Here is a 23,385-nt window from a genome sequence, read left to right as displayed (position 1 = left end):
TGGGAAAGATTCAGGGTTTCAAGTACTCAATGCAGATTATTATTTTGTTCTTACAGAAAAGTTGTTTTTTAAATGATATTGTGAATCTTGATTTATTCTAATTCTCCAAAAATGCCTTTAACCGATCTTTAATAAAATATTCCCAACCCTGCTGACAGCTTTCCCTCGTAAACTCAGGAATAGATTGATCAAAACTCTTTGTTACAAAATGACTCACTCGCAAACTTGACCCACCCTCGTTTATGAAAGTCTCAAAGCTAACAACCGACTCACCATCATACCCTTCGTATTTCCACGAATAAACAAGCTTTTCCAAATGAATAACTTCAGAGAGTCTCCACAAATGTTTAAAATTTCTTTCACCGGATTTCACACTGAATTGGGTTTCAAATCCAACTTCAGGTCGAAAATCTTCAATATTCTCAAAAAACCACTGCTTCATCTGATCCAATTCACTAATGGCCTTCCAAAGCTGACTCAGAGGCACTGCAAAATTTTGTTCCACAATAACACGACTATTCTTTTCTGTCATAAATTCAAGTTTTATGTGTATAACTCAATTTAGCTCTTTTTGTGCCAATCATCACTCAAAATCGCATTTATTTCATAGAGTCAGATGATCCTTTTATCCTGTGTATTCAATTCATAATCGATTTTCTGTTTTTTGTGATCAGTTCAACAATGATTTTCTACCCCCATGTCTATATCTTTGAGATCAGAATCTAAATTAAAAACAAACAATATGAATTTTAAACAACTTAAAGGCTGTGTTATTTTGACACTTTTAGCTGCAAGTATGTGTTTACAAGCTACAGCTCAGGTCAGCTATAAAACCCGCGAAGAAATTCCGGCTAAATACAAATGGAACTTCTCAGACATCTATGAGAACTGGGATGCATGGGAAGCTGATTTTAAATCGATGTCAAAAGATATTGAGGAAATACAATCTCTAAAAGGAAAGCTGGGCGAAAATGTTGATAATTTGGTCACACTTCTTACTGTTCAGGAAACGATGATGAAGAAAGCTTATAAAGTTTATCAGTTCGTTTCATTCCAATCTACAGTTGATGGGAAAAATATGGATCTTCAGGCTAAGCTGCAGCAGGTAGGTATGTTCTTTGCAAATATGGGAATGGCAACAACCTGGATTTCACCTGAAATGATTCAGATTCCTGAGGCTACAATGAAACAGTGGATTGCTGAAACCCCAGCTTTAAAACCTCATGCATTCGACTTGATGGATATGTACCGTATGCAGAAGCATGTATTGAATGAAGAAATGGGCCGTTTGGTATCCTTCTTTTCTCAATCATCAGGAACTGCTGGCGATGTCTTTACGGCTCTTTCGACAACTGACATTGAATTTCAGGAAATTGAATTGTCTGACGGGAAAACGGTGAAAGTAACACCGGGTATGTATTCTCATATTACAAGCACAAACAAAAATCAGGAAGATCGTAAAAAAGCCTACGAAGCACTTTACGATGTATATTACAAAAACAAAAATACTTACGCTGCCATCTACCAAGGTATCATGCAGTCAGAATGGGCTAATGCTCGTGCTCGAAACTACGAATCATGTTTAGATGCTTCTTTAGAAGGCAATAACATTCCTAAGGATGTTTATCTGAACCTAATCAATACCGTTAGAGAACACACAGCGCCAGTACAAAAATACACCAAGCTTCGTAAGAAGGTTTTAGGCCTTGAAAAATACTATGGCTTTGATGGCTCAATGAGTTTGGTTGATTTCGAAAAGACTTACCCATACGAAGAGGCTGTTGAAATTGTAACAAAATCGGTTCTGCCTTTGGGTAAAGACTATCAGGCTAAATTGGCTAATGCCACTGCCAGCGGTTGGTTAGATGTTTATGAAAACCCGGGGAAACGTAGTGGTGCTTTTTCAGCAGGTGTTTATGGTGTACACCCATACATGCTATTGAACTACGACGAAACTTTAGAGTATGTGTTCACATTAGCTCACGAGCTGGGTCATACCATGCACACAACCCTATCAAACGAAACGCAACCTTTTGCTACACACAACTATACAATCTTTGTTGCTGAGGTAGCTTCAACTTTCAACGAGCGTTTGTTACTGGATCATATGATGAAAATCACCAAAGATCCTAAGGAACGTATTGCCCTTTTGAATCAAGCTATTCAGGGTATTATTGGAACCTTTTATGCACAAGCCATGTTTGCTGATTTCGAATATCAGGCTCACACAATGGTTGAGCAGGACAAGCCGGTAAATGCGGATATTTTTGCTAAGCTTTGGGGTGATATTGCACAAAAGTACTACGGTGATGTTGCTGAGAAAACAAAATACTCAAACTACCCATGGACTCGTATTCCTCACTTCTACAACTCACCTTACTACGTTTACCAATATGCAACTTGTTTCGCATCATCGGCTAAATTGTACAATGATGTGACAACCGGAAGCAAGAAAGATAAAAAAGCAGCCTTAAAGCGCTACACAACTTTATTGCAATCAGGAGGAAACGATTTCCCAATGGAGCAGTTGAAAAAAGCAGGTGTTGACTTGTCGAAACCTGAAGCGATCCTAGCCGTTATCAATCAGTTGGATAAATTGGTTGATCAATTGGCTATCGAAATTGAAAAGCTAGAGAAATAGTATTTCTCAACTCGAAATAGCTCAAGGCAGTTCCTTTATTGGAACTGCCTTTTTTTATGCTCCTTATCTTCTGTTTCATTGTATAGAAATACACCCTCTGCTTCGGCATTTACTCACGTTCAAATTTAAATCAAAGGTGTTCGTGATCCTTCAGATTCCCTATAAAGGGAGAAATCTTAAAAAAAGGTTATTGCGTGACTCGTCAGCCTGCCATGAGGCGTGCTACAAATGTTGTAAAAGATATCAAGGAGGTTTAGCTTGACTTAACTCAGGTATAAACTTTAGTTTTCTTGTACTTTTTGCTTGAATTGAAAATCGACGAAGTCAAAAAAAAATACCAACCGAACAAAGTGAGTTCATGAACACTCATTCAATTATCTGTGAATAAAAATTCATCCCGAATCCTCCCTTAGGTTTGCATGGTCATGGTTAATACTACTGATATCGTATTTTAGTAGGAATTAACCAGTCAGCAGAAGTAAACTAGCGAATGTTAGCTCCGCTGTTCTTCGAAACATGTTGGGCGGTTCCCGCCACACGAACGCTTAGTTGTTGTGGGCAGTTTTTTATTTTTTCAACTCTATTGTGGTAAATTAATCACTGCATTTTGAAAGTCAACATATTCATGATCACTCGTAATTTCTTTATCAAAGTGTATTTTGTCATTCGAAAACGAAACCAATCCAGTATTAAAATGCCAAGTTCCTAAATAGTTTGTTGTATTTTTTTCAATTGTAAATTCATATTGTTCAAAATCTTTTTCTTGGATTTTTCCACTTTTCGATTTTTTCCTATAGCTTTTTGTTGACGCATCGATTCCTTTAAAAATTGGTTCCGTAAACATTTTCCCACCATACCATTGGCTTTTTGTCCACCAATAAACAAGAATTCTATATTTACCTGCTGGGATGTGAAAAATGAATGGATTTTCCTTTCTTGATTTATAAGTTGGTTTTACTCTAAACTTATAAAATTCTTTTGTTTCAATATTTTGAATTCTGATATCCTGAGGAAAACCACCACTACTAAATCCAAGTCGTTGAATAAAATTTCCATAAATGATAGCTTGATTTTCAATCAAAGAATCTTTACTACCAACTTTTTCCAATTGGATTAATTCTTGTCCGTTAGCTGAGAGGATTGTGATTCCTAAAATTAATGTTATTATATATTTCATGTTTTATTTGATTTCCAGGCTGGTTTAAATGCCACACAAACGCTTAGTTGTTAGGGGCTGGTTTTTATCTCATCATAAATTCAGTGTACTGCGAAGGATTTCGTAAAACAATTTCGATACCTTGACGTAAATAGGATTCTGCTGATGAGTACGATTGAGATGAAATATTAACCATATTACTCAGTTCTTCTTTTAGTCCATTTAATTTACTAGCACCACCTGAAATGTAGATTCCTTTCTGTAAAGTTTTGTTTTGCGTATTGGCTTCCAGGTTTTCAACGTGCCTGACAACTCTTCCAATCAACATATCAAGTTCATTTCTTAGGCAATCCGTAATTTCAGTACTTTTAATGGAAACTGTTGCCGATTCTTTACTACTCTTCTTCAAACCATCAATTCGAAGTGTTCTTTCAAATGCAGTTTTAGCATTAAAAGTTGAGTTTTCAATAATAAGCTGTTCTGCCGTATTCTTTGAAATGATAAGTTCATAATTCTTACTTAAATATGTTTGGAGTTGTTCTATTAAGCTAGAAAAGGAAATATCTAAAATCTCATTTTTTACAATTTTCTTGTTTTCAACAGTTGTTATACTTGTCTTACCTGCACCAAAATCAACAATTGTGAATGTATTATCTTCTATTTTAATTCCCAGTCCAATTGCGGTCAAATAGCAATCATTAATCATGTAGACTTCTCTAGCACCAGCATGATCCATTAGGTCACGATATGCCCTTAATGATACATCACTATTGTCTGACGAAACAGAAATAATTGCTGAGAACTGTTTAGTAATAAAACCCAAAAACGGCTTTTGAATTTTCTTTAGGTTTTCACGTAGTATGATATCACATGCATTAAATTCTGCAATTACACCTTTTCTGATTAAACCATCATATTTTTTACCGTCTTGGATAATTTCACTTGGGACTTCAATCTTCTGTTTACCCTCATGGAAAATTCTAATGTGACTACTTCCTAAGTCAAATGCAAAACAGTTCTTAAATTTACTCATATGATTTTCTAATATTTTGTAGTTGATTATGTACGGTTTTAAATTTGCCCCTAACGTTTTACAATATGAAACGGTTGGGTTTACGGAGCGCGTCACTATCCACCGAGGGAAAAGTTGATGCGAGAACCAAACACTCACAAACCACTGCCCCCCAACTGTTTTATATTGTGTGTTGTGCAAAGTCGTTTTTAATCATTTTATTAAAATCCATGGTCTTTTTGACTTATTCTTAATTCCTTTGCCTTTTTAAACGAATCAAAAAGTTCTGTTTCCATATTTGTTTTTAATTTATTCATAAATCCTTGATAATCGCCATAGGCTGAATGATTCTCAACATCAGCCAGAAATGTCACTAAAGTATTTAAATCTTGATTATTTAATTTTTTTATTAATCCAATAAAATCAGAGTAATTTGAGTTTGCATATCCCATTGTCACATGTTGTATATGACCAATAGCATCAGCATCCCACTTTTTTAATCCAATGCAAAGTCTAATTAATTTATCGCCAACTAAATCTGAAAAATTTTTAGATAATTCAGCCAGCTTAAAAATATACAAGTGACTATCCATATATAATTGGTCAAAAGTCGGAGATTGAAAAACTTTTTTAAAAATCTCTATATTGTCTGGGAAATCGACTATGTATCTTTTTTGAAACTCCTTATTATCAAGGTTTTTTAGTAGATTATCATACGATGTCTTAATAGTTTGGGATTCAGATAATAATTTATCAGTCTGAGAATAAGTTGACAAATTAAAACTGACAATAAATATCAAAATCAATTTTAAATGTTTCATGGTTGTCTTTTTTACTATTTTGCACAACTTATTTATGTGTTCACAAAAGCTGACCTATATTTCCATATAGGCTATGTCTTGTACTGCTTTGTGCTACTCTATTTTAAGTTTCTCAAACTTAGTAAATATTAAGCATAAATAATTTATTATTTGCTCAAAATCATCAAGCTGTTTATAAAAGTATAAGCCCCAGCTGCCGCAGGAAAGACTTCTTATGAAGGAAGGCGAACGCGATACAAGCGACTGAAAGGAGCTCAGCGAACCGAAGGCAGTGAGCTCACGAACGAAGTGAGTAACCGAGCTAACCGCTCACGACCAGAGGGAGTAAGCTAGCTAATCGCGCACTTGTGGAGGCTAGTTATACAGTTTTTAAAACTAAACTTATCTGTGAATCAGACTAAAAATGTGAACTATACAATCTGAAATAGCTACACTCTTTAATAATCATCTGGTGGAACTTTGTATCAGAATAATCCTCTTTCAATTTCTTAAAACTTTTATAATTCGGTAATTTCAAATCGTAGTACTTCGATATCTTAAAGCTTATCTCATCCTTGCTACCCAAATTGTAATACGTATTTAACTCACACTTTGCTATCAGATATAAACAACGCGCATTCAACTCTCTGTCTGCAGATAAACCAATTACATTCTGATAATACTGCATCGCCATACTACTTAAATCGTAATATTTCCTCTTGTAATAAGTAATATCCGATAGGTTATATCCCGTTTGGGCAGATATAATTTCATCACTTATTTTGGCTTTACTGTAATACGAGTAACTCATAAAATTGTAATGACAACAATTTCCCCTATTGTTCAAAATACCTCTGTAATAACCCGTATTCGAAATATTGTAGTAATAATTGGCCAATAAATAATTCGCAAGCTTTGCTTTCCATTGCTTTTCGTTATGCGTCAACTTTTCCAATTCGATTAAATTCGCAGCCAAATCCTTTTTCGAAAATTCAGGCTGAATAAAAGAGAAAACATCAGCTTTATACACCTCGTCGGTCATAACTGAATCAACATCACAGGAGAAGCATTCTTTAATATTATTGCTAAAAATACGGGCCGGCACGCTTATTCGTTCTTCAGTCTGGCTTTTATTAAAGAACTCAAGAGCCGACTCCGGATCTTTTTGATATAAATAATAGATTCCTTTTTGCTCATTGACATAATCGATAAAATTAAGAGAGCTATTTGATTTGCGACTTAATAAGACTTTTTCGTACGCACTCTTATCACTTTTATTATAAAACTCCTCTAAAGCTACAAGTAATTCTATGGAGTTTAAATAATTCACATCTTCAAGTTTATTATGAACCAAAAATGCTTTAGCAAGCTTATCGTTTTTATAATAAGTATGCGCAACTTTCGCTAAAACTAAACGACGCCAATCGTCTTCGTTTTCATATCTCCAATCCGTATTTTTAGGATGATCTGTTAATATTTTAGCCAGGTAGTTTTCATTCTCGGCTGATAACCTATCCCAACTGAAAACCTCGTAAATAATGGCTAATTTCTCTTTTTGATCCGGATATTCATGAACTTTATCAAGCTTCGACTTAGCAAGGGCTATATCTTGCTTAATAAAAGACAAATAGGAACTTGACAGTTGCCAAAAGGCTTTATTCTTAACAATTGGATTAGCAAGCTGTTGTTCTGCAATTCGCAAAAGATCTTCAAAGGTGTTTGTGTTATCGTAAAAGGGCAAGCTTTGATTTTGTACACCAATATCTTTGGGCCATACCTCACGTTCCACATTATTTAAGGCACGCATAAACAGCAATTCCACTCTTTCATCTTGGGCGTCCAGTTCAATAAAACGATCTATATTGCTTATTTCATCGGTAAAATTGCGCAAACTCGTAATTAATAAAAGGTCTTTTTCATCATCAACTCCTTTAAAAAAGGCTTTTCCTTCTGCATTTTTATAGGTGCAAAAATTATAACTTGAGAAAGCTGCCTTTTTTCTGTCCAGACTTTTATTCAAGACTTTTGTGAACATATAGGCCGCCTTTTCGAAATTCTCAAGCGAGTAATAACAGCCTGCCACCTGATCGACAATATAATAGTACATCTCGTTCTTAGGAAACTGATTTTCAAGCTTTGTTTCATAAAAACTTACAGCAGATGACCAGTCTTTCGAATAATGCATAATTCGAATCACCTGGTAATAATAACGCATTCTCAACTGCTGATTATTCTCCTGACTCAACAACAAATTCGCTTCCTCAATCAAAGCCGCTTCGTCAACTGTTTGTTTGTCTAAAACCTCATCGTAATCCCACGAATTCATACGAGTTCGGTAACTAAACGCATCAGCACAACGATTCGCAAAAGCCAGATAAGTTTTCGCACGTTTCTCTATTTCGGAATTCTTATTCGACCAATCAAATTTATCGAATTCGTAAACTGCCTTTTCGATTTCTTGAGTATCCCAACCTATCAACACCTGTTTCCATAGGTCAACATTGCCTTTGGGGTAAACAAGCTGTTTATCTTGTCCATAAAAATCTTCCCCATAAAAAGCACTGTATTCGCTTCTTAAAAAAGGATAAAATTCTTCAGCAGTGATATTGGTTTGCTTAAATAAATTGTAAAAACTCATTCCCTCCCAAGCTCCGCCTCCACAGGCAAATACACTGGGTGAAATTAATACGAATATATAGATTAAGAGCTTTTTCATAATTTCTCAATTGTATTTTTTAAGTCATAATTTAATAAAGAATGGTCATCAAGATGATAAAAGATGATGCCTTGGGTATTCAGCTTACTTTTTTTAATTAACTCGTAGGAAGCGCATAGTTCAGACTGCTGAACATCTTCCAACTTTAAATGATAGCCTTGAGCAAGGTAAAACCCCTTATAAAGCGTATCCCTCACAACCTCAAAATTAGTCGGATTAATTTGCTTGAAATGCGGATCATTTTCCAAAACACTTCTATGGGTATTTTTTATCAGCTTTATCTTATTGGTCTTATTGGTGACAACCGTCTGCGAAAATAAGGGTAAGGCTATTTTTAATTTTATAGGGTACGTGCTTTCTGCATTGATATATTGCCCTACAATAGCACTTTCGAGAATCGAATTCTGAGCTTTATCTTTCAAATCACCCATATTGTATAGCATTAAAGTTCCTGTACCGACAGGTGGAACACCGGTTCGCTCTTTAAATTTGATTTGATGCAAGCGTATTGTAACATCAATTGTAAAGTCATTTTTCAGTTTTCTTAATAATTCGAAATATGATGCACGTGTGGTTTCGGTCCAGTCACAATCAATCTGAATGCGTTTAATTTTTCTGTTAAAATGTTTTTGACTGATTTGATCGATTAGCTTCGAAATCTTTTTAGATAGTTTTGAAACATCTAAATCGTCCGTTTTAAAAACAGGGTTGGCAATATACACAACAGGTATAATATCCAGATTTTGATAATCTTTGGCTACCGATTTTAAAACATAAGTTGGATAAATACCATCATCATACCAATTGACTTTTTTTAAAGGCTCAATATCAAAATAGTGCATATAAACCCTATTCGCTTCTGTCGTTTCAATAGCCTGGCGATACGTTTTTGTGAAATCTGCTTTTGCTTTCCAATGATAAAAAGCAATATCCTTTTTAACCGGATTTTCTTTTGAGCATGACATATAAGCCAGCAAAAGGATAAAAATATAGAACCGATTTTTTCTCATTGTTCAATTATTAAGGTATTCTAAATGGACCAAACCCTGTATTTCAAAGAAGTCTGGCCTGTTTTACTGGAGAGGTACAATTCGATTTGCAAATTTATGAAAAGTAGAACAAGAAACAACGCATCCTGCCAATTCCTCCGCACAAAAAAGCTGTGATTAATCAATCACAGCTATATTCTTCAGCGTATCGGAACCTGACAAAGCAAACAAGTCCCCTATTTATACTCACTGATTTGCTTCACAACAAATCGTCTGCACGCCTCACCATCTTCAAGTTTGTATTCAATTTGTCTGATACCACCAGTCGGATTAGCATTGGAATCGCCAGCCTTATAAATCGGGAAACGCTGTACCAACGAACGTTCAACAAGGGCAAACTCGTCATGTCCCATATACCCTGGCTTGATTTTCGTATTCTGAGCAACAGGTTCAAAATAAATACGACTCATCGATTTTTTATTGTTTACCGAATAGGCAACAACATCACCATAACTTCCACTCCCATCTGAACAGGTGTAGATTAACACTTCAGGTGAACCATCTGAATTTAGATCTTCAATTTCGGCATCAATCACTCGCCCATCAATCGCCACATTTTCAACCCGATTGTCCAGTTCCAATCCCAAAGGGGCAATGCTAAGCATCCGACACGAATCATTTTGTACCGATGAGATTCTAAATGCGATACCTTGCAATTCGAGGAATTTTGAAAACAAGGTTTTATCAATCTGACTGCGATCCAGCTCTCCATCTATTTTGGTATACAGCCCCGCCAAACTTGCCCCGCCCGAACAATAAAACGATAGAATGCCACTATCCGAAGCCTCTTTAGTATTCAATTTTATGCTTTGGTTCTGAATAGTGAGCAACACCTCTTTCCCATCAATAAGTGTTTGATAGAGATTATCGTTCTGCTTGTAAAAAATGGCATCAAAAGTACAGGTGGGATTCTTCTTATCCGCTCGTGAACGAACCGACAGGCTAATCTTATTTTCTCCGGCTGGCTTTATCGAAACAGCAACCCAATCGTAACCTTCATCTCTATTGGCATAGCAATCCGAAACATAATCTCCGTAAATAGATGCATTTATTTCCTTTACAGTCTGATTTTCGAACTTGTCCTTTCCATTTTTTTGAACTGTATTTTTACATCCACTAAGAGCGACAATGCCAAAAGCTGTCGTCACAAGAATTACTTTTAATTTTATCATGATCCGGTCTGTCTGCTAATGAAGTTAATATCTAAGCCGAAACTTATTTCCCCTCAAATTTAAACATTATTCTAACTTATTCTCATGGATAAATCCGCAACTAATGCCTTCACACGATTCAATTCCTGCCACTCAATATGCTCCAAACGGATGTGATGCTCCGTTTCTTTAGCCTGAAAACGGATATCAATCCCATCCATTTTTAATGCTTGCATATCTGCTATAGCAACAGATTTTACAGCCTTTGACTTTGGAATCAGATACTTGAATTCTTCATCATTACATGCAATAAAATAAGACGATTTCCGACGAACATCCCACGCTCCAATGAGATACAATACGCCCTGAATAATAAAAATTACAGACATCCAATCGCCGGGAAAATCAGACCTAAAACCATTAATGATCGCATTTATTGCATAAACAGCACCTATCAAAAAGAAAAGTATAGAAGCAAATAATAAAAAGCGAAAGTTTATCTTTTGAAACTTAAACAATTGAATTCTTTCCATACTATAACATTTCAATTTTTATAACAAATTTCTTTCTATCCCAGAAACCAGGAGATATGTGTGCATTTTGCACAAACAAAACAGGTGGCGCTTTTATTGGCCCAATCCAAATTAAAAAAACTGGCCATTGAAGTGTTTAACTGAGCTTCTCTGCTCCAAAATAAGGTGCCGCCACAAATAGGACAAACCAAGGCATGCCCGGCGACTTCGATTGTTTCTGGTTCTTTCTTATCAAATAAGCCCATAATATTCCATTTAAGTTTTATAATCTATTTCGGTATCTAAAATTTGTATCAGCTAACCTTTATTGTGATTAAAAAGTAATTTCTACTTCGAGCTGCCTGCCCTCCTCACAAGCCTTTTTATCCAATGATGTGCCATAAGCAGATCCCAGTGCAATGCCCAGGGGTAATCTAAAACCGATATAGGCCATATTGCCTAAATTCCTTGGTATTCAATTCCTCAATCAGATTTTCTAAAAAATCATAATGCGCCATCAACTTTTTATCTGCCTCTGTATTGGCCCTTCTTACAAGTTCTGGTATTTTCATTATCTATAGAGTATTACAATCTATTTTTCCGCATACATATCCGGACTCACCTCTATAGTAAACAAATGAATCCCATTTTTATCCTTGTAAGTATATCGTATTGTCGATTTAAAATCTCTCTGAATCTTCATATCAGGATTGGTCTTTACAAAGTTCACAATGCTAGGCTCTATTTGCTCTTTTACTTCATCCAGATTCAAGTCCTCTTTTAAAAAATGAATCAAGCTGTAATTATACTGAAAGATATTATTAGGTAAGGCAATTGCATTATCCAGTCGGGTTTCTGAATCAATCATTATGGGACAGGTTTCGTTTATCTGACTAGCGGCAGCCATCATGGCTTTATCAAAGGTCGCTTCTTTAAAAAAATCTGTAAACGAAAAATTAACCAGATTTGTAGTTATCGTCACAATAGCAACCGTTGCAATCAATCCAATCCAGTATTTAGCCCCTTTGCGCTTAGCATGTCTTTGTTTTTCTATTCTAGCCCTATTGATATCTTCCTCTGAGATACATTCTATTCTTTTAAAATCTTCGAAAGACTGATCCGAATTTCTCCTTTTCCAATCGGAGTAGTTGTTATCCAATTTCTGATTGCAGTCGGTACAAAACACCTGATATTCGGTTTTTAATTTATTTAAATGACCACATTTATTGCACTTTAGGTATTCCATTTCGTCTTTGTTTTATTTATTTTCTATTCCTTAACACACTAAATCCCCTAAAAAGGATTCCTACATAGCACCCCTAGGCCCCTTTAGAGGTTTAGGGGAATATCCCATTCTCATTTGCTGACAAGAGTGCCGGGAACACTCATAAATGAAATGCTATCAAAAATAAAAATTATATGAATTAAACAGTATTTATCCCGGGAGTAAAACGACAATGCAAATCAAAATAGAAAGACTCTATATAATAAAACACAAAAGGCTCATTTGTAAACCAAAAACACAAGACCTACAAGCTTGACCTAAGGAAATTCGAGGCACAAAAAAGAGGAAACCTCAACTTATGGTTTCCTCTTTCTTATTATGTACTGGATCGATATCTATTTTTTTAGAATCCCCTTTTCCACACTATCGTCAAGAAGCTTTTCTGTATAATCCCATAATTCTTTCGAACCATGTTTTATCACTTTTTTCTTATCGTGAACCGTTTGGTAGTCGACTCCGAATTCTTTCCACGTCCCTCCCTTATTCGATGTATTCTGTAATAAAGGTTCAAGTCTGTCCATTGATTTTGCAAACTTCGCCTCATTCGAAATGCCTGCTTCAAACTCGTTCCATATTTCAATAAATTCTGCAGCTTGTTTCTCAGGTAAAATACCAAAAATCCGTTGGGCAGCTTTCAGTTCTTCCTCCGTATTGTCATGATTTTTATTCTGATCATAAATAAAAATATCTCCGGCATCAATTTCAACAATATCGTGAATCAAAACCATTTTTATAACTTTCAACAAATCAATATCACCATCAGAATAGTCACTTAAAACAAGTGCCATCATAGCCAAATGCCAACTGTGTTCAGCATCATTCTCATTTCGATCGCTATTAAATAATTTTGTCCGTCTCTTGATGTATTTTATTTTATCGATTTCTTTAATAAACTCGATTTGCTTTAATAAATTCTCACTGATCATATCCCATCTTATTTTATTATGCAGTTGTCAAGGCTTAGCTATAAATCGTTTGGCTTTATTACCAAACTATCCGCTCACTAAACGCCCATTATTTCGTCTAAATATACCACTTTCGATCAGATTTTATATATACAATGCTGCGCATTAGTTCATGCGATTTGTAGGTGAAATTTCTATCTTATTCTTTAGAGAAAAAAATCCACATTCATATCGACTAACACAAGCTTCAAATTTAAGTCAATATTATGTTTCAAAAACTTCACTAAAGCTACATCGGACCTTGATCGGACCAACATCGGACTTATACCGAATCTAGAAGCTTACAAAGCTGATCTAATTATTGTTTAACAAAAACTAAATTAAGACTCCTATTTCCCATAACACACCAATATCTTTAAAGACAAGTAGCATGTGACGCTTCGATCACAAATAGCAGCCTGACATTCTGTGCTTTTTACTTTTCATCTCGTTCAAAAACTAATGACAGGAGGTTGTGCAATTATTACTTCATAATATTTTGCCTAACGTTGAGTATATGCAAAAGGTAGATCTTATTAACAGTATTGAGATTATACTGTTTTAAAGACTTGGAAATATAGTAAATATACATTTTTTGTGTACAAGCATAAGGTAGTAGGGAAGAAATTAAAAGTATATGCAATTAAAGTTTAATGAAGAATTAATAGAAAAAGTCTTTTTAGGGCAATTGGCTTTTAAATTAAAATCACCAAACGAGAGTTTGGTGATTTTAAATTTTTATAAATTCCAAATCTGGGATTTATACTAGATTAACTACATTTCAAAAAAGTGATGTTGACAGTCACTTCCATTACCTTCCATTTGACCTGGAATTGATCCATCAGGGCATTTTTGGAAACATGAGCTATCTACTGGACCATGATTTTCCCAGCAAAAACATCTACAGTTAGCAGGAGGCATAGGTTGTCCGCCCAAGATTACTTTTTGTTCTGAATAGCTAAGCTTTTTAGCTCCAGTTAAGTTTTTTAATTTAGTCATTTTATATAAATATTTGGTTTACACCGATACTATTGGACTGTCGGTGTTTCAGTCATTAAAATTTATTCAAATATCAATTTGAACGTCTAGTTAAATGTAGTGAAAAAACACAAATGTTAAATAGATACTGAACAAAATTTAAACTTATTGCTAATTTAAATGAGAGCATGAGTAAATGATATAAAAAAAGGCTCACATGCTATGCGAGCCAGAAATCAATTTTCTGAATTTAAGGTTCAATTCGGCTTAGTTAATCCGATTTTAAGAAGCTGAAAAATTAAAAATAAGACTTGAAAATCTAGAATCAGGGGCCTTTAAACAGCCCCTAAATCATGCTAATTTTCTAAATGACTCTCTTTTGTTGCAATATTAGGGAGTTGTGCAACGCTTACTTTTGTTATAGCCAGATATTTTCATTTCTTCTCAATGCCTAATAAATATCTACTCACTGGAGCATATAAAAACATCACATCTTCACCTTCTGTACAAGTTTCAAACAATTCACTGCTTATTCTATATCTAGTATTCTCTACGATAAAATCGTATCTCATAAATTCTTTCATTTCATTGAAGTGCGGAAGAGTTGTCATATTGCCACTACCAGCTTCATGGTCAATTCGAGATTCTATTTTCTGAATTCGCTTGATTTCAATTACTTTTTCTTTATTTCTAATGTCTCTATAATATTTCCAATTCATTCCGTAACCTACTAAGAATGAAAATAAAGCTATTACAGATACGATTATTAATAATTTGTTTTCATTGAAAACGAATCCTGCGTTAATATCTTTCAACAAGAATAACATTGAAGAAGCTGACCCAATAATTAATATCATAGCTGGGATTACATATCCCATTCTACATTGATATTTCAGATCTTTAATTTCTTTTTCTGTAAGCCTTTTTCTCATCTCCAATGTATTTTCAATATTTGGCTATAACGGATGGCGCTATGTGCGCAGGCACCTTAGTTGATTTATGTTTCAAATTTTATAAAGAGGCAAGGTAATGATTTTAGGATTACAATTAACCATAACTATTCTAAAATAGCAACTTTGCCGTGCCCATTAAAAGTACAAACATTCGAAAATCTACGACAAACACCGCCTGTGGCATATGAGCCACTATGATAATGCATAGCAGCGCGTGTTATGCACTTTTTTATATGTCATGTAAATCTGTCAATTAGCGAATATAGAATTCAATTCGAGCCCCCCTTCATTAGCCAAAAAACTTAACTTTTTCGACAGTATAGGATTGCGCATAACGATAAACACAATACCTTGCAGTAATCAAATATGTTTTATTATCTTTTTAGAATGAATTATATTGTCTATTTCTACTTCAACAATATATTTACCCTCTTGTAGTTCATTAATATCCAGTTTGTATAAACCGTTGTTAAAAGTAACATACCCTTCATACTCCATATATATATATTCTTTATCTAGATCATAGATCTTTACTTTGACATGCTCATTTTCATTATTGTAAATACAAACATTCTGGTTACAAATAGTTGGAAATATTTTAACTCTATTGCTATAATAATTCTCATTTTTATACTTAAGAGAATCGGTTGTTGTTCCGCAGATATTTGATTTTACTATACGATATTTTCCATCAAGACGTAAATAGTTATTGTAATCGTTTGAAAAAGGTGTGGTTTCATTCTCATAAAACCATTTGATATCACTTATTGTATCAATTTGATTAAAATAAGAGACATTAAAATTGGCTTCTGTCATTTCGTTTTTATAAATAATCTCAGCCGGCTTATTAATTTTTGAAATATAGATAGAATCTGTATTTACACAGTTATCGGAACTAACCTCCAGATAATAGATACCTTGATTACTAATCTCAATAGAATCAACATTCTCTTTTAGAGCATCGCTTCCTCTATACCATTTATAGCTATACTTATTATCTCTATTCGTATTTAAGATAAGAGTCTCATTTTCACATAAAATGTTATCTTCTTTGTTTATAATACTCACAGAAATACCATCATGCTTGCTTAGACTTATAGTATCAGACAAATTGGAGTTGTCTGTATTAACAAAAACGATATATTCTCCCTCTTTAGAGGCAAGCAACTCACTTTCTGAGCCAACTATATTGTTATTATAGTACCAATTGCAGTTTTGCACATTATTGTTTTGTAGTGATAGTGTTACGCCTTTAGTTCCACATATTGCTTTACTAGTGGCCACGATCTCTGGTTTAGAATAATCATAGGATAATTCTATTTGTCCTACAGCAATATCGCTATAATCATACTCAGCAATAGTACTAAACTCGTAATCGCCTATCTTTATAGAGTCTCTAAAATTAATTGTGAAATAGAGTTTTGTGTCGACAACCTCAAGGGTCGTTACATTTTTAATATTGTCATATTTAAACAAGCTTTTGAGTTTTGAATTAACACTTGCAATAACAGAACCATTCGAAAAATATAGATTGCCATAATTATCACACTTCAAAATTGATTTGTAATTGTTATTATCATCAATTTTAAACACCGTACTATTCTCTATTTTACCACTAGAGTTAAGCTGAATTAAAACATTAGAGTATAATTTAGAATAATATACCTTACCGCTTACTTTTATGTTGCCTTTAAATTTACCACAAACATAAACCACTCCACTTGGAGAAACTGTAATATTATCGTAAATAAATTTTCTATTACTGACATTTATGGGTTTTTGCCATAAAACATTATAATTTTGGTCGAACTTTACGACTGTGAAATTTTCTTTTGTGCTATTCTCTATAGTATAACCATTAAATTCTAATTGTGAATTAATAAACTTCCCTATTAAATATATATTCCCATTTTTATCAATTTTAAGAGATATAAACTTCTCTTTGTCAGGCGTACTCATATGAACGACACTAGTTATGTCACCTAAAATAGAAAACTCAACTATTGAGGTACCAGAGATAATTTTTTTTCCCTGAACAACAACATCTGTACTGGTTCTGCATAAAGAGAATATCTTATTATTGACAAACTCTAACTCCAGTATTTCTAAGCCAGATGATTTAATCCAATCAATTTCATTAATATCCTTATATTTTATAAATAAGCTTTTAAAATTAACACCTATACGATGGTAATCCGTGTGATATTGCTCATAAAATGATCCCCACATATATATATTAGCATCACTATCTACAGTAAAATCATTGATTTTTTGGTGGTTTTTATCCGAAATAATTGGTTGGATCTTATTTACATTGCCATTTTTATCAATTTTTACTACTCTTTTTTCGTAACCCGTATTTCTATTATTTATTTTAACATTACCACCCTTAAACAGATAGTACACATTTCCACGATTATCTATTGAAGAGCTGTTAACATTATCAGCGTCACTACTAGTACTTAGCCCATGATATAACCAATTAATCTTTTGAGACTTTACCGAGTAAGGCACGAAGCATAAGCATACAATAAGTGATATATAATAAAATTTATTCATAATGTCTATTTTTCCTAAGTATGGTTATTACAACACTGTTAGTTATTGTTTTATTATCTTATAATTAGCCGTTTTCTCTCCATCTACAATACTAATAATATATAATCCGGGCTTTAAATAACTAACATTATACGATTTTTCAATACCCAACAGATCGCTTCTATTGTTGTGAACAAAAGTTTTTATCCTTCTGCCATTAATATCTAGCAGATATATTGATAATGCTTCATTCGTTTGGGGCAAATACTCAATATTTAAATAATCATTAACGGGGTTAGGGTAAATTTTTATTTGAGAATCACGAACATCCTCTATGGATGTAATTGTTGAATTAAATACCTCAAACTCCTGTACAGATGATGAATCAAACTCATCTACAACCATAATTTTTATCTTAAAACTACCTACATAATTATCTGTTTTACCAGATAAAGTATTGTAAGTGGCATCGAATGTTAACCAATCTGGTTTTTCTAAAATTCTAACACTTACCCTATCATAATCAGGATCATAAAAATCAATATTGTACACATACTCTTCTCCTGATGTAAATTCTAAAATAGGCGGCGAAATAATTATAGGCTTCTTATTAGTTGGGTGTGTTACATTAACTAACATGTACTTTTCTGAAGTGATTGACTTATCAGATATTTTAAATTTTAATGCATGAACGCCGTAATCTTTTTTCTTTGGAAAACCATAGAAAACTTTTCCTTCGTCAGAGTAATTTATCCAGCTTGGTTTTTCAATTATGCTAACATCTACAGCATCGCCATCTTTATCATTAATATTTAAAAGGTATGTATAATCGTTAAATACATGAGCTTGTTTTATAGGAGAAGAAGTTTCCGGGGCACTATTATTAGAATTTATAACAGATAGATCTATATACTCTCTGTCGGTTCCACCATAAGCATCAGAAACTGTAATACTAAAACTGTATGTTCCAATAGTTTTTAATGACGATTCACCTGATACCGTATTTGTTTCACTGTTCCAGTTTAACCAACTAGGGCAATTTTCTATTTTATATGTTAATGTATCATTATCTATGTCTTGTACAGATATCGTGTAGTTGAATTCCTCTCCTGCTTCTATACTTTTTGTAGAACATACAGACGTTATTTCAGGTAAATTATTCTGTTCTTTTACCTCAACATTAAATTCTGTTGTTATTTCATCCTCAAAAACAATGTCTTTAATCTCTACTTTTACTTTAAATGTTTTTCCAACATCCTCTTGCGAAGGGTATCCTTCGCAACTCGAACCAAACATATGCATCCAACTTGGAGCATCTACAAGGCGATATTCTAAGCTGTTTTTATCTGGATTTATCACCTGTAATCTATATGAAAATCTATTGTTTACATGAGCTATTTGATTTGCTATCGGTTTAATAGTATGGTTTAAATTTTTTCCGCAATACGATATATAATTAACAGTAATAGACTCACCAAATGGGTCAGTTGCTTTTACTGAAGTGGTATATTTACCTCTAATCATTTTACCCGAAAGAGAAGTATAAGAGGCATAATTATTCAAATACGGATTTTCCATTGAAGATGACACTATTTCGTAGCTTAACAGATCGTTATTGGGATCTGAAATTTTAAGATTCTCGCTAAAATATTGATATACGTCATCCTTATATATGGTATCGTTAATAACTTCTGCAACAGGAGGTAGATTAACTCTCTCCATATCCATCTTATATTTGTATACCACACCAATACCATAAGTATTTGCAGCTCCTATAATATTATGATTCTTATCAACTCGATTAAAATATTTCCTACAATAATCTATTGTTGAATCATTTTCTATTAAGTTACAGTATAGATAGTTTTCATTAGAATCAAACACAACCGTTCTTTCATTACAAAACAAATAGGTGTGTGTGTTATTTGAGTAGTGACCAGATATATATTGGTTCTTTATAGGCGTATCGAGAGGATTACTATTTCCATCACGATCTATTTTCATGCTTTTAATAGCCCCATCTTTATAAAACACAATTGCTGTATTATCGGGTTTGGCAATAAAATAGTTTAGATCTTTTATATCGTCAAAGTTTTTATTCCATAATATATTGCCCTCTAAGTCAATTTTAGTGATACTAAGATATGTATTGTAAGTATCGGCTACCATATTCTTACCGATAAGATAAAAACTGTTGTTTTTTAAATTAAGTTTTATCTCATTAACCGTAGTAATACTATTATTTTTTACTCTCCACTCAACAGCTCCAGTTTCAAAAGATATTTTTTCAATAAAATCTGTTTCTGTCACATACCTGAACATACAACTATCTGCAACAGCTGATACTTTTTGCATGCTACTAAAATTATTATCACTACTAACAATATCGTATACAGTATTAAACTCACTATCTAACTTTAATGACTTAAATTTCTGTTCATCATTATTGTAATACCAAAAATATGAATTTAGGTCATTATCAATGTGCATATTAAACAAACTGGACTTAGAGCTTATTCTTTTACTCTTTAATATATTTGCATCACTATCTACTTTTGTGAAAAAGAAAAAATTATCTCTATCTGGCTTATACACAATAAGAATATCATCATTCTTTCCTATAGTACAATCAAAATCTTGATATCTCCTGGTTTCAAATTCAATCTTCTTTGTATATACTAACTCCCCTTTGGTATCAATTTTTGTTATTAAAAGGTTTGAATTTTCGTCCTTACCAACAGCTATCGTATTATTATTAGAATCTGTTCCTAAAAATTCAATCCTATTCTCCCCTTTTCCTTCTCCATCGTACAAAATCTTAGAAATAAACTCTCCCGAAGGAGAAAACCTCATTATTACACCTCTCGAAAACTTATATTTTTTTGAAGAATAATCCAAGCCAGAATATTCATTGCATAGAATTAATAATTCATTGTTAGAGTTAATAATAATTTTTTTAGGCGTAATATTCTCATAATCGGTATTTAGGTCATACGCTTTTTTATAGACTAAATCTCCTTTTTCATTATACTTAATAATACATGTACTCGTGTTCGTGTATTTGCCATCTACATATTCAGATTTAGCAAAAACAATATAATTACTCTTATCTATAGATGTATGCTCTAAAAAATTATTTTCTCCGCTTCCAATCTCAGGAGACTCAAACATTTGCTCATTGATGACCTCTCCACTTTCATTTAAGGTAAATAGCTTTGTTCTATAGCCAACATGTTGATCATTCTCTATGATGTAATGCGTTACAAACAGCCTTATATTATTATTACTATTAAATATTCTGGAGTGTGAGAAATTGTATTTTTTAGAATCAGAGCTATTTTCTATAGCATCTTCAAATGTTTTTGTGAAAATTAATGAATCGTTAATACCATATTTTGTAATGGTGTACTGTTCTTGCCCATTAGAAATTTTAACTACACTACCATCTTCCAAAATTGAATAACTATAATAATCATTTCTTACTTGACCATAAAAAAGAGATAGCTTCTCACCATCTGTACTGTACTTAGCAAATAGAGAACGGTTATCGTATATTAAAAGTTGATTATTGCTATTCAACTTTATTTTATTGATAAAAACACCATTTATCTTCTTTTTCCATACAAATTCTCCGTTTTTATCAATTTTTAATAGATTATAGTCTGATGCTTGTGTTGATAAATATATATTTTGGTTTTCATCAACTGTCATATGTGATTTATTAGAAACATTATTTAAATTTTTCTCATAAAGTAAATCACCTGCACTACTATATTTTAATAATAATAAGTTATAATTATCAGACACTAGAACATAACAGTTTTTTTGAATATCCATTACTGTTACACACACCTTAGGATTCTCGTATTTTTTTTCCCTTAACTGGTAATCAACCCTCCATAACTCTTTTTCACTCTCATTATATAGAATAGTTCTAATAGTGGGAATAATCTTTCCATTATCAACAACTCCAGATACAAGAAGTAAACCAGAAGAGTAACAAAAGTCATTTATTAAACTTTTATTAGTAGATATATCTCCTTTTATTGGAGTAATCCAGTCAATAAATTTATTTTGTGAATCTGCATGTATTTGTAGTAGTAGTGTTAGTAATAGTAAAAGTGTGATTCTTTTCATAAATTGATAGTGTTAATAACGGTCTTGCAATATTGCGTGGACGATTTCGAAGAATTTTCCTTTCAAACCGCTAAAAAAGCAAGCCGAGTAAATTTACATATTATATTTTAACAAACACTAATTTGCTTGGCTTGCTGGTGTTTCTTAATTGAACTAAACTTTCGAACTGCTCATCACCGCCCATGAAATTTAGCTTTTGTTACCTGCTGTTTTTTCACTTATTAAACTTCTAATTTTCACCTCTAATTCTTTTCCTCTTAAGTTTTTTGCTATTACAACACCCTCCTCATTTAGAAGGTATGATGTAGGGAAAGCATTAATATTATATTGAGATAAAATATCATTATTGGGTGTTAATATTAAAGGCCAATTAATTGAGTTCTCATCTATTAATTTAGTTAATTCATGGGCTGGACTTTCACAAACAACACCAACCATTTCAAATTTCGACTTGTCAATGCTGTCATAGAACGATTGTAATTTTGGTAATTCATGTCGACAGGGACCACAATAAACCGACCAGAAATTGAGAAGTACAATTTTCCCTTTCAAATTAGATATGTCAATTGGAGCTTGAGTTCTGAAATCGTTTCCTTTGATTGGAAGTGGTTTAAAGCCAACCTGAGTTGAATTTATACGGTTTTTGGGTAAATTGATCTTTTTGATATCAAAAGAGTCTTGCAGAAGTTTATCTCCAATGATTTGATAATAATTATTATCGATTTTAAAATATTCATTCCTGTTAAATATGTCTTCACTATTAACTTTTCCGCCTCTTTTTAACTTATCATCTAATACAGTAATTATCGGATAATCGAAAGAGATAGTCTTAAAGTCTTTAGTGCAAATAGCAATTTCTTCTCCATTCAACTTGGCTACTAAATGTTGAGGAAAACTGTAATAAATACTATTCGTTCTACTACTATATGCAAATAGTAAGTGGGCATTCGTTTTTTCAATTCTGTTTTTTAAGAAACGCTCATAGCTTACCTCAATAGCGTTCTTTTGTGCTAAAGAATCCATATTGATGTGCCTTTTACCAGTTATATCTATAGGCGTATAAACCTTATCGTCGCTAAAATCTAGATTATTATTAGAATCAATAATTATTTTCGTAACACCTGTAGAGTCCTTGCCATATACAAAATTAACTTTACATTTTATTGGCTCTCTTGATAAGCTCAAGGTATCTGGCATGCAATGTTTAAGTCTTTCTGTCCAGGATTCGTAACGTTTTCTTGTCATATTTCCCTGCACGTAGGCCTGGTATCCTGACTGAAACACATTTGTAGTAAAGGCTCCTTGTTTTAGCCCATCCCAGTTATTGGGTATGCCAGATAAGTCTGAAACACTAGGTTTACCATAAGCTTTCATAAAACTAGCCTTAAAAGGGCCATATCCTTTTTTTACAATAACAGGAAGTTCAATCGTTGTTTTATCAGTACAACTTAATAAGCTAGAAAAGCAAATTAAAATCAAAGTAATGTATCTCAATCTCATAGTGTTAATTTGG

Annotated in this window: 18 protein-coding genes; 1 reads left to right on the top strand and 17 read right to left on the bottom strand. The window is 33.1% G+C overall.

All coding sequences use genetic code 11. The features are described 5' to 3' along the window. Window positions 1-97 precede the first annotated feature (97 nt). A complete protein-coding gene (locus EO244_RS13060; RefSeq protein WP_129255129.1) occupies window positions 98-532 on the bottom strand; it encodes an SRPBCC family protein in 435 nt (144 codons plus the stop codon). Between the two features lie 210 nt (window positions 533-742). Here EO244_RS13060 and pepF point away from each other — a divergent pair, with 210 nt between their 5' ends. Beyond that, window positions 743-2,641 (top strand): oligoendopeptidase F, encoded by a 1,899-nt coding sequence (gene pepF / locus EO244_RS13055; protein WP_206734563.1) that lies wholly within the window; start codon window positions 743-745, stop codon window positions 2,639-2,641. A 580-nt stretch (window positions 2,642-3,221) separates the two neighbouring features. Here pepF and EO244_RS13050 read toward each other — a convergent pair. From EO244_RS13050 to EO244_RS12980, 16 genes are all read right to left on the bottom strand, one after another. Beyond that, a complete protein-coding gene (locus EO244_RS13050) occupies window positions 3,222-3,818 on the bottom strand; it encodes a hypothetical protein (RefSeq protein WP_129255128.1) in 597 nt (198 codons plus the stop codon). 64 nt (window positions 3,819-3,882) lie between these two features. Then, window positions 3,883-4,830 (bottom strand): rod shape-determining protein, encoded by a 948-nt coding sequence (locus EO244_RS13045; protein WP_129255127.1) that lies wholly within the window; start codon window positions 4,828-4,830, stop codon window positions 3,883-3,885. 200 nt (window positions 4,831-5,030) lie between these two features. Beyond that, on the bottom strand, window positions 5,031-5,630 hold the full coding sequence (locus tag EO244_RS13040; RefSeq protein WP_129255126.1) for a hypothetical protein: 600 nt from the start codon (window positions 5,628-5,630) through the stop codon (window positions 5,031-5,033). A gap of 397 nt (window positions 5,631-6,027) precedes the next feature. Beyond that, on the bottom strand, window positions 6,028-8,325 hold the full coding sequence (locus EO244_RS13035) for a hypothetical protein (RefSeq protein ID WP_129255125.1): 2,298 nt from the start codon (window positions 8,323-8,325) through the stop codon (window positions 6,028-6,030). Next, the gene (locus EO244_RS13030) at window positions 8,322-9,335 is read right to left on the bottom strand and encodes a hypothetical protein (RefSeq protein ID WP_129255124.1); all 1,014 of its coding nucleotides are present in this window, start codon (window positions 9,333-9,335) and stop codon (window positions 8,322-8,324) included. Before EO244_RS13030 ends, EO244_RS13035 begins: the two co-directional genes overlap by 4 nt. A gap of 215 nt (window positions 9,336-9,550) precedes the next feature. Beyond that, entirely contained in the window at window positions 9,551-10,546 is a 996-nt protein-coding gene (locus EO244_RS13025; protein WP_129255123.1) for a PliI family lysozyme inhibitor of I-type lysozyme, read from the bottom strand. Window positions 10,547-10,617: 71 nt separating this feature from the next. Then, window positions 10,618-11,058, bottom strand: a complete 441-nt coding sequence (locus tag EO244_RS13020; RefSeq protein ID WP_129255122.1) for a hypothetical protein — start codon at window positions 11,056-11,058, stop codon at window positions 10,618-10,620. A 35-nt stretch (window positions 11,059-11,093) separates the two neighbouring features. Beyond that, complete coding sequence (locus tag EO244_RS13015) at window positions 11,094-11,303, bottom strand: hypothetical protein (RefSeq protein WP_129255121.1); 210 nt, start codon at window positions 11,301-11,303, stop codon at window positions 11,094-11,096. Window positions 11,304-11,471: 168 nt separating this feature from the next. Next, window positions 11,472-11,609 (bottom strand): hypothetical protein, encoded by a 138-nt coding sequence (locus tag EO244_RS16950; protein WP_164977498.1) that lies wholly within the window; start codon window positions 11,607-11,609, stop codon window positions 11,472-11,474. A gap of 20 nt (window positions 11,610-11,629) precedes the next feature. Then, window positions 11,630-12,283, bottom strand: coding sequence for a hypothetical protein (locus tag EO244_RS13010; protein ID WP_129255120.1), 654 nt, complete (start codon window positions 12,281-12,283; stop codon window positions 11,630-11,632). 374 nt (window positions 12,284-12,657) lie between these two features. Next, window positions 12,658-13,248 (bottom strand): HD domain-containing protein, encoded by a 591-nt coding sequence (locus EO244_RS13005; RefSeq protein ID WP_129255119.1) that lies wholly within the window; start codon window positions 13,246-13,248, stop codon window positions 12,658-12,660. A gap of 792 nt (window positions 13,249-14,040) precedes the next feature. Next, window positions 14,041-14,265 (bottom strand): hypothetical protein, encoded by a 225-nt coding sequence (locus EO244_RS13000; RefSeq protein ID WP_129255118.1) that lies wholly within the window; start codon window positions 14,263-14,265, stop codon window positions 14,041-14,043. 413 nt (window positions 14,266-14,678) lie between these two features. Continuing rightward, window positions 14,679-15,176 (bottom strand): hypothetical protein, encoded by a 498-nt coding sequence (locus EO244_RS12995; RefSeq protein ID WP_129255117.1) that lies wholly within the window; start codon window positions 15,174-15,176, stop codon window positions 14,679-14,681. Window positions 15,177-15,557: 381 nt separating this feature from the next. After that, entirely contained in the window at window positions 15,558-17,756 is a 2,199-nt protein-coding gene (locus tag EO244_RS12990) for a T9SS type A sorting domain-containing protein (protein WP_129255116.1), read from the bottom strand. A gap of 42 nt (window positions 17,757-17,798) precedes the next feature. Continuing rightward, on the bottom strand, window positions 17,799-21,872 hold the full coding sequence (locus EO244_RS12985) for a putative Ig domain-containing protein (protein WP_129255115.1): 4,074 nt from the start codon (window positions 21,870-21,872) through the stop codon (window positions 17,799-17,801). 189 nt (window positions 21,873-22,061) lie between these two features. Further along, window positions 22,062-23,372: a TlpA disulfide reductase family protein gene (locus tag EO244_RS12980; protein WP_129255114.1), complete on the bottom strand. Its 1,311-nt coding sequence runs from the start codon at window positions 23,370-23,372 to the stop codon at window positions 22,062-22,064. Window positions 23,373-23,385 lie beyond the last annotated feature (13 nt).

It is taken from the genome of Ancylomarina salipaludis (assembly GCF_004122035.1).
Lineage (GTDB): Bacteria > Bacteroidota > Bacteroidia > Bacteroidales > Marinifilaceae > Ancylomarina > Ancylomarina salipaludis.
This window is presented reverse-complemented; position numbering and strand designations above follow the sequence as displayed.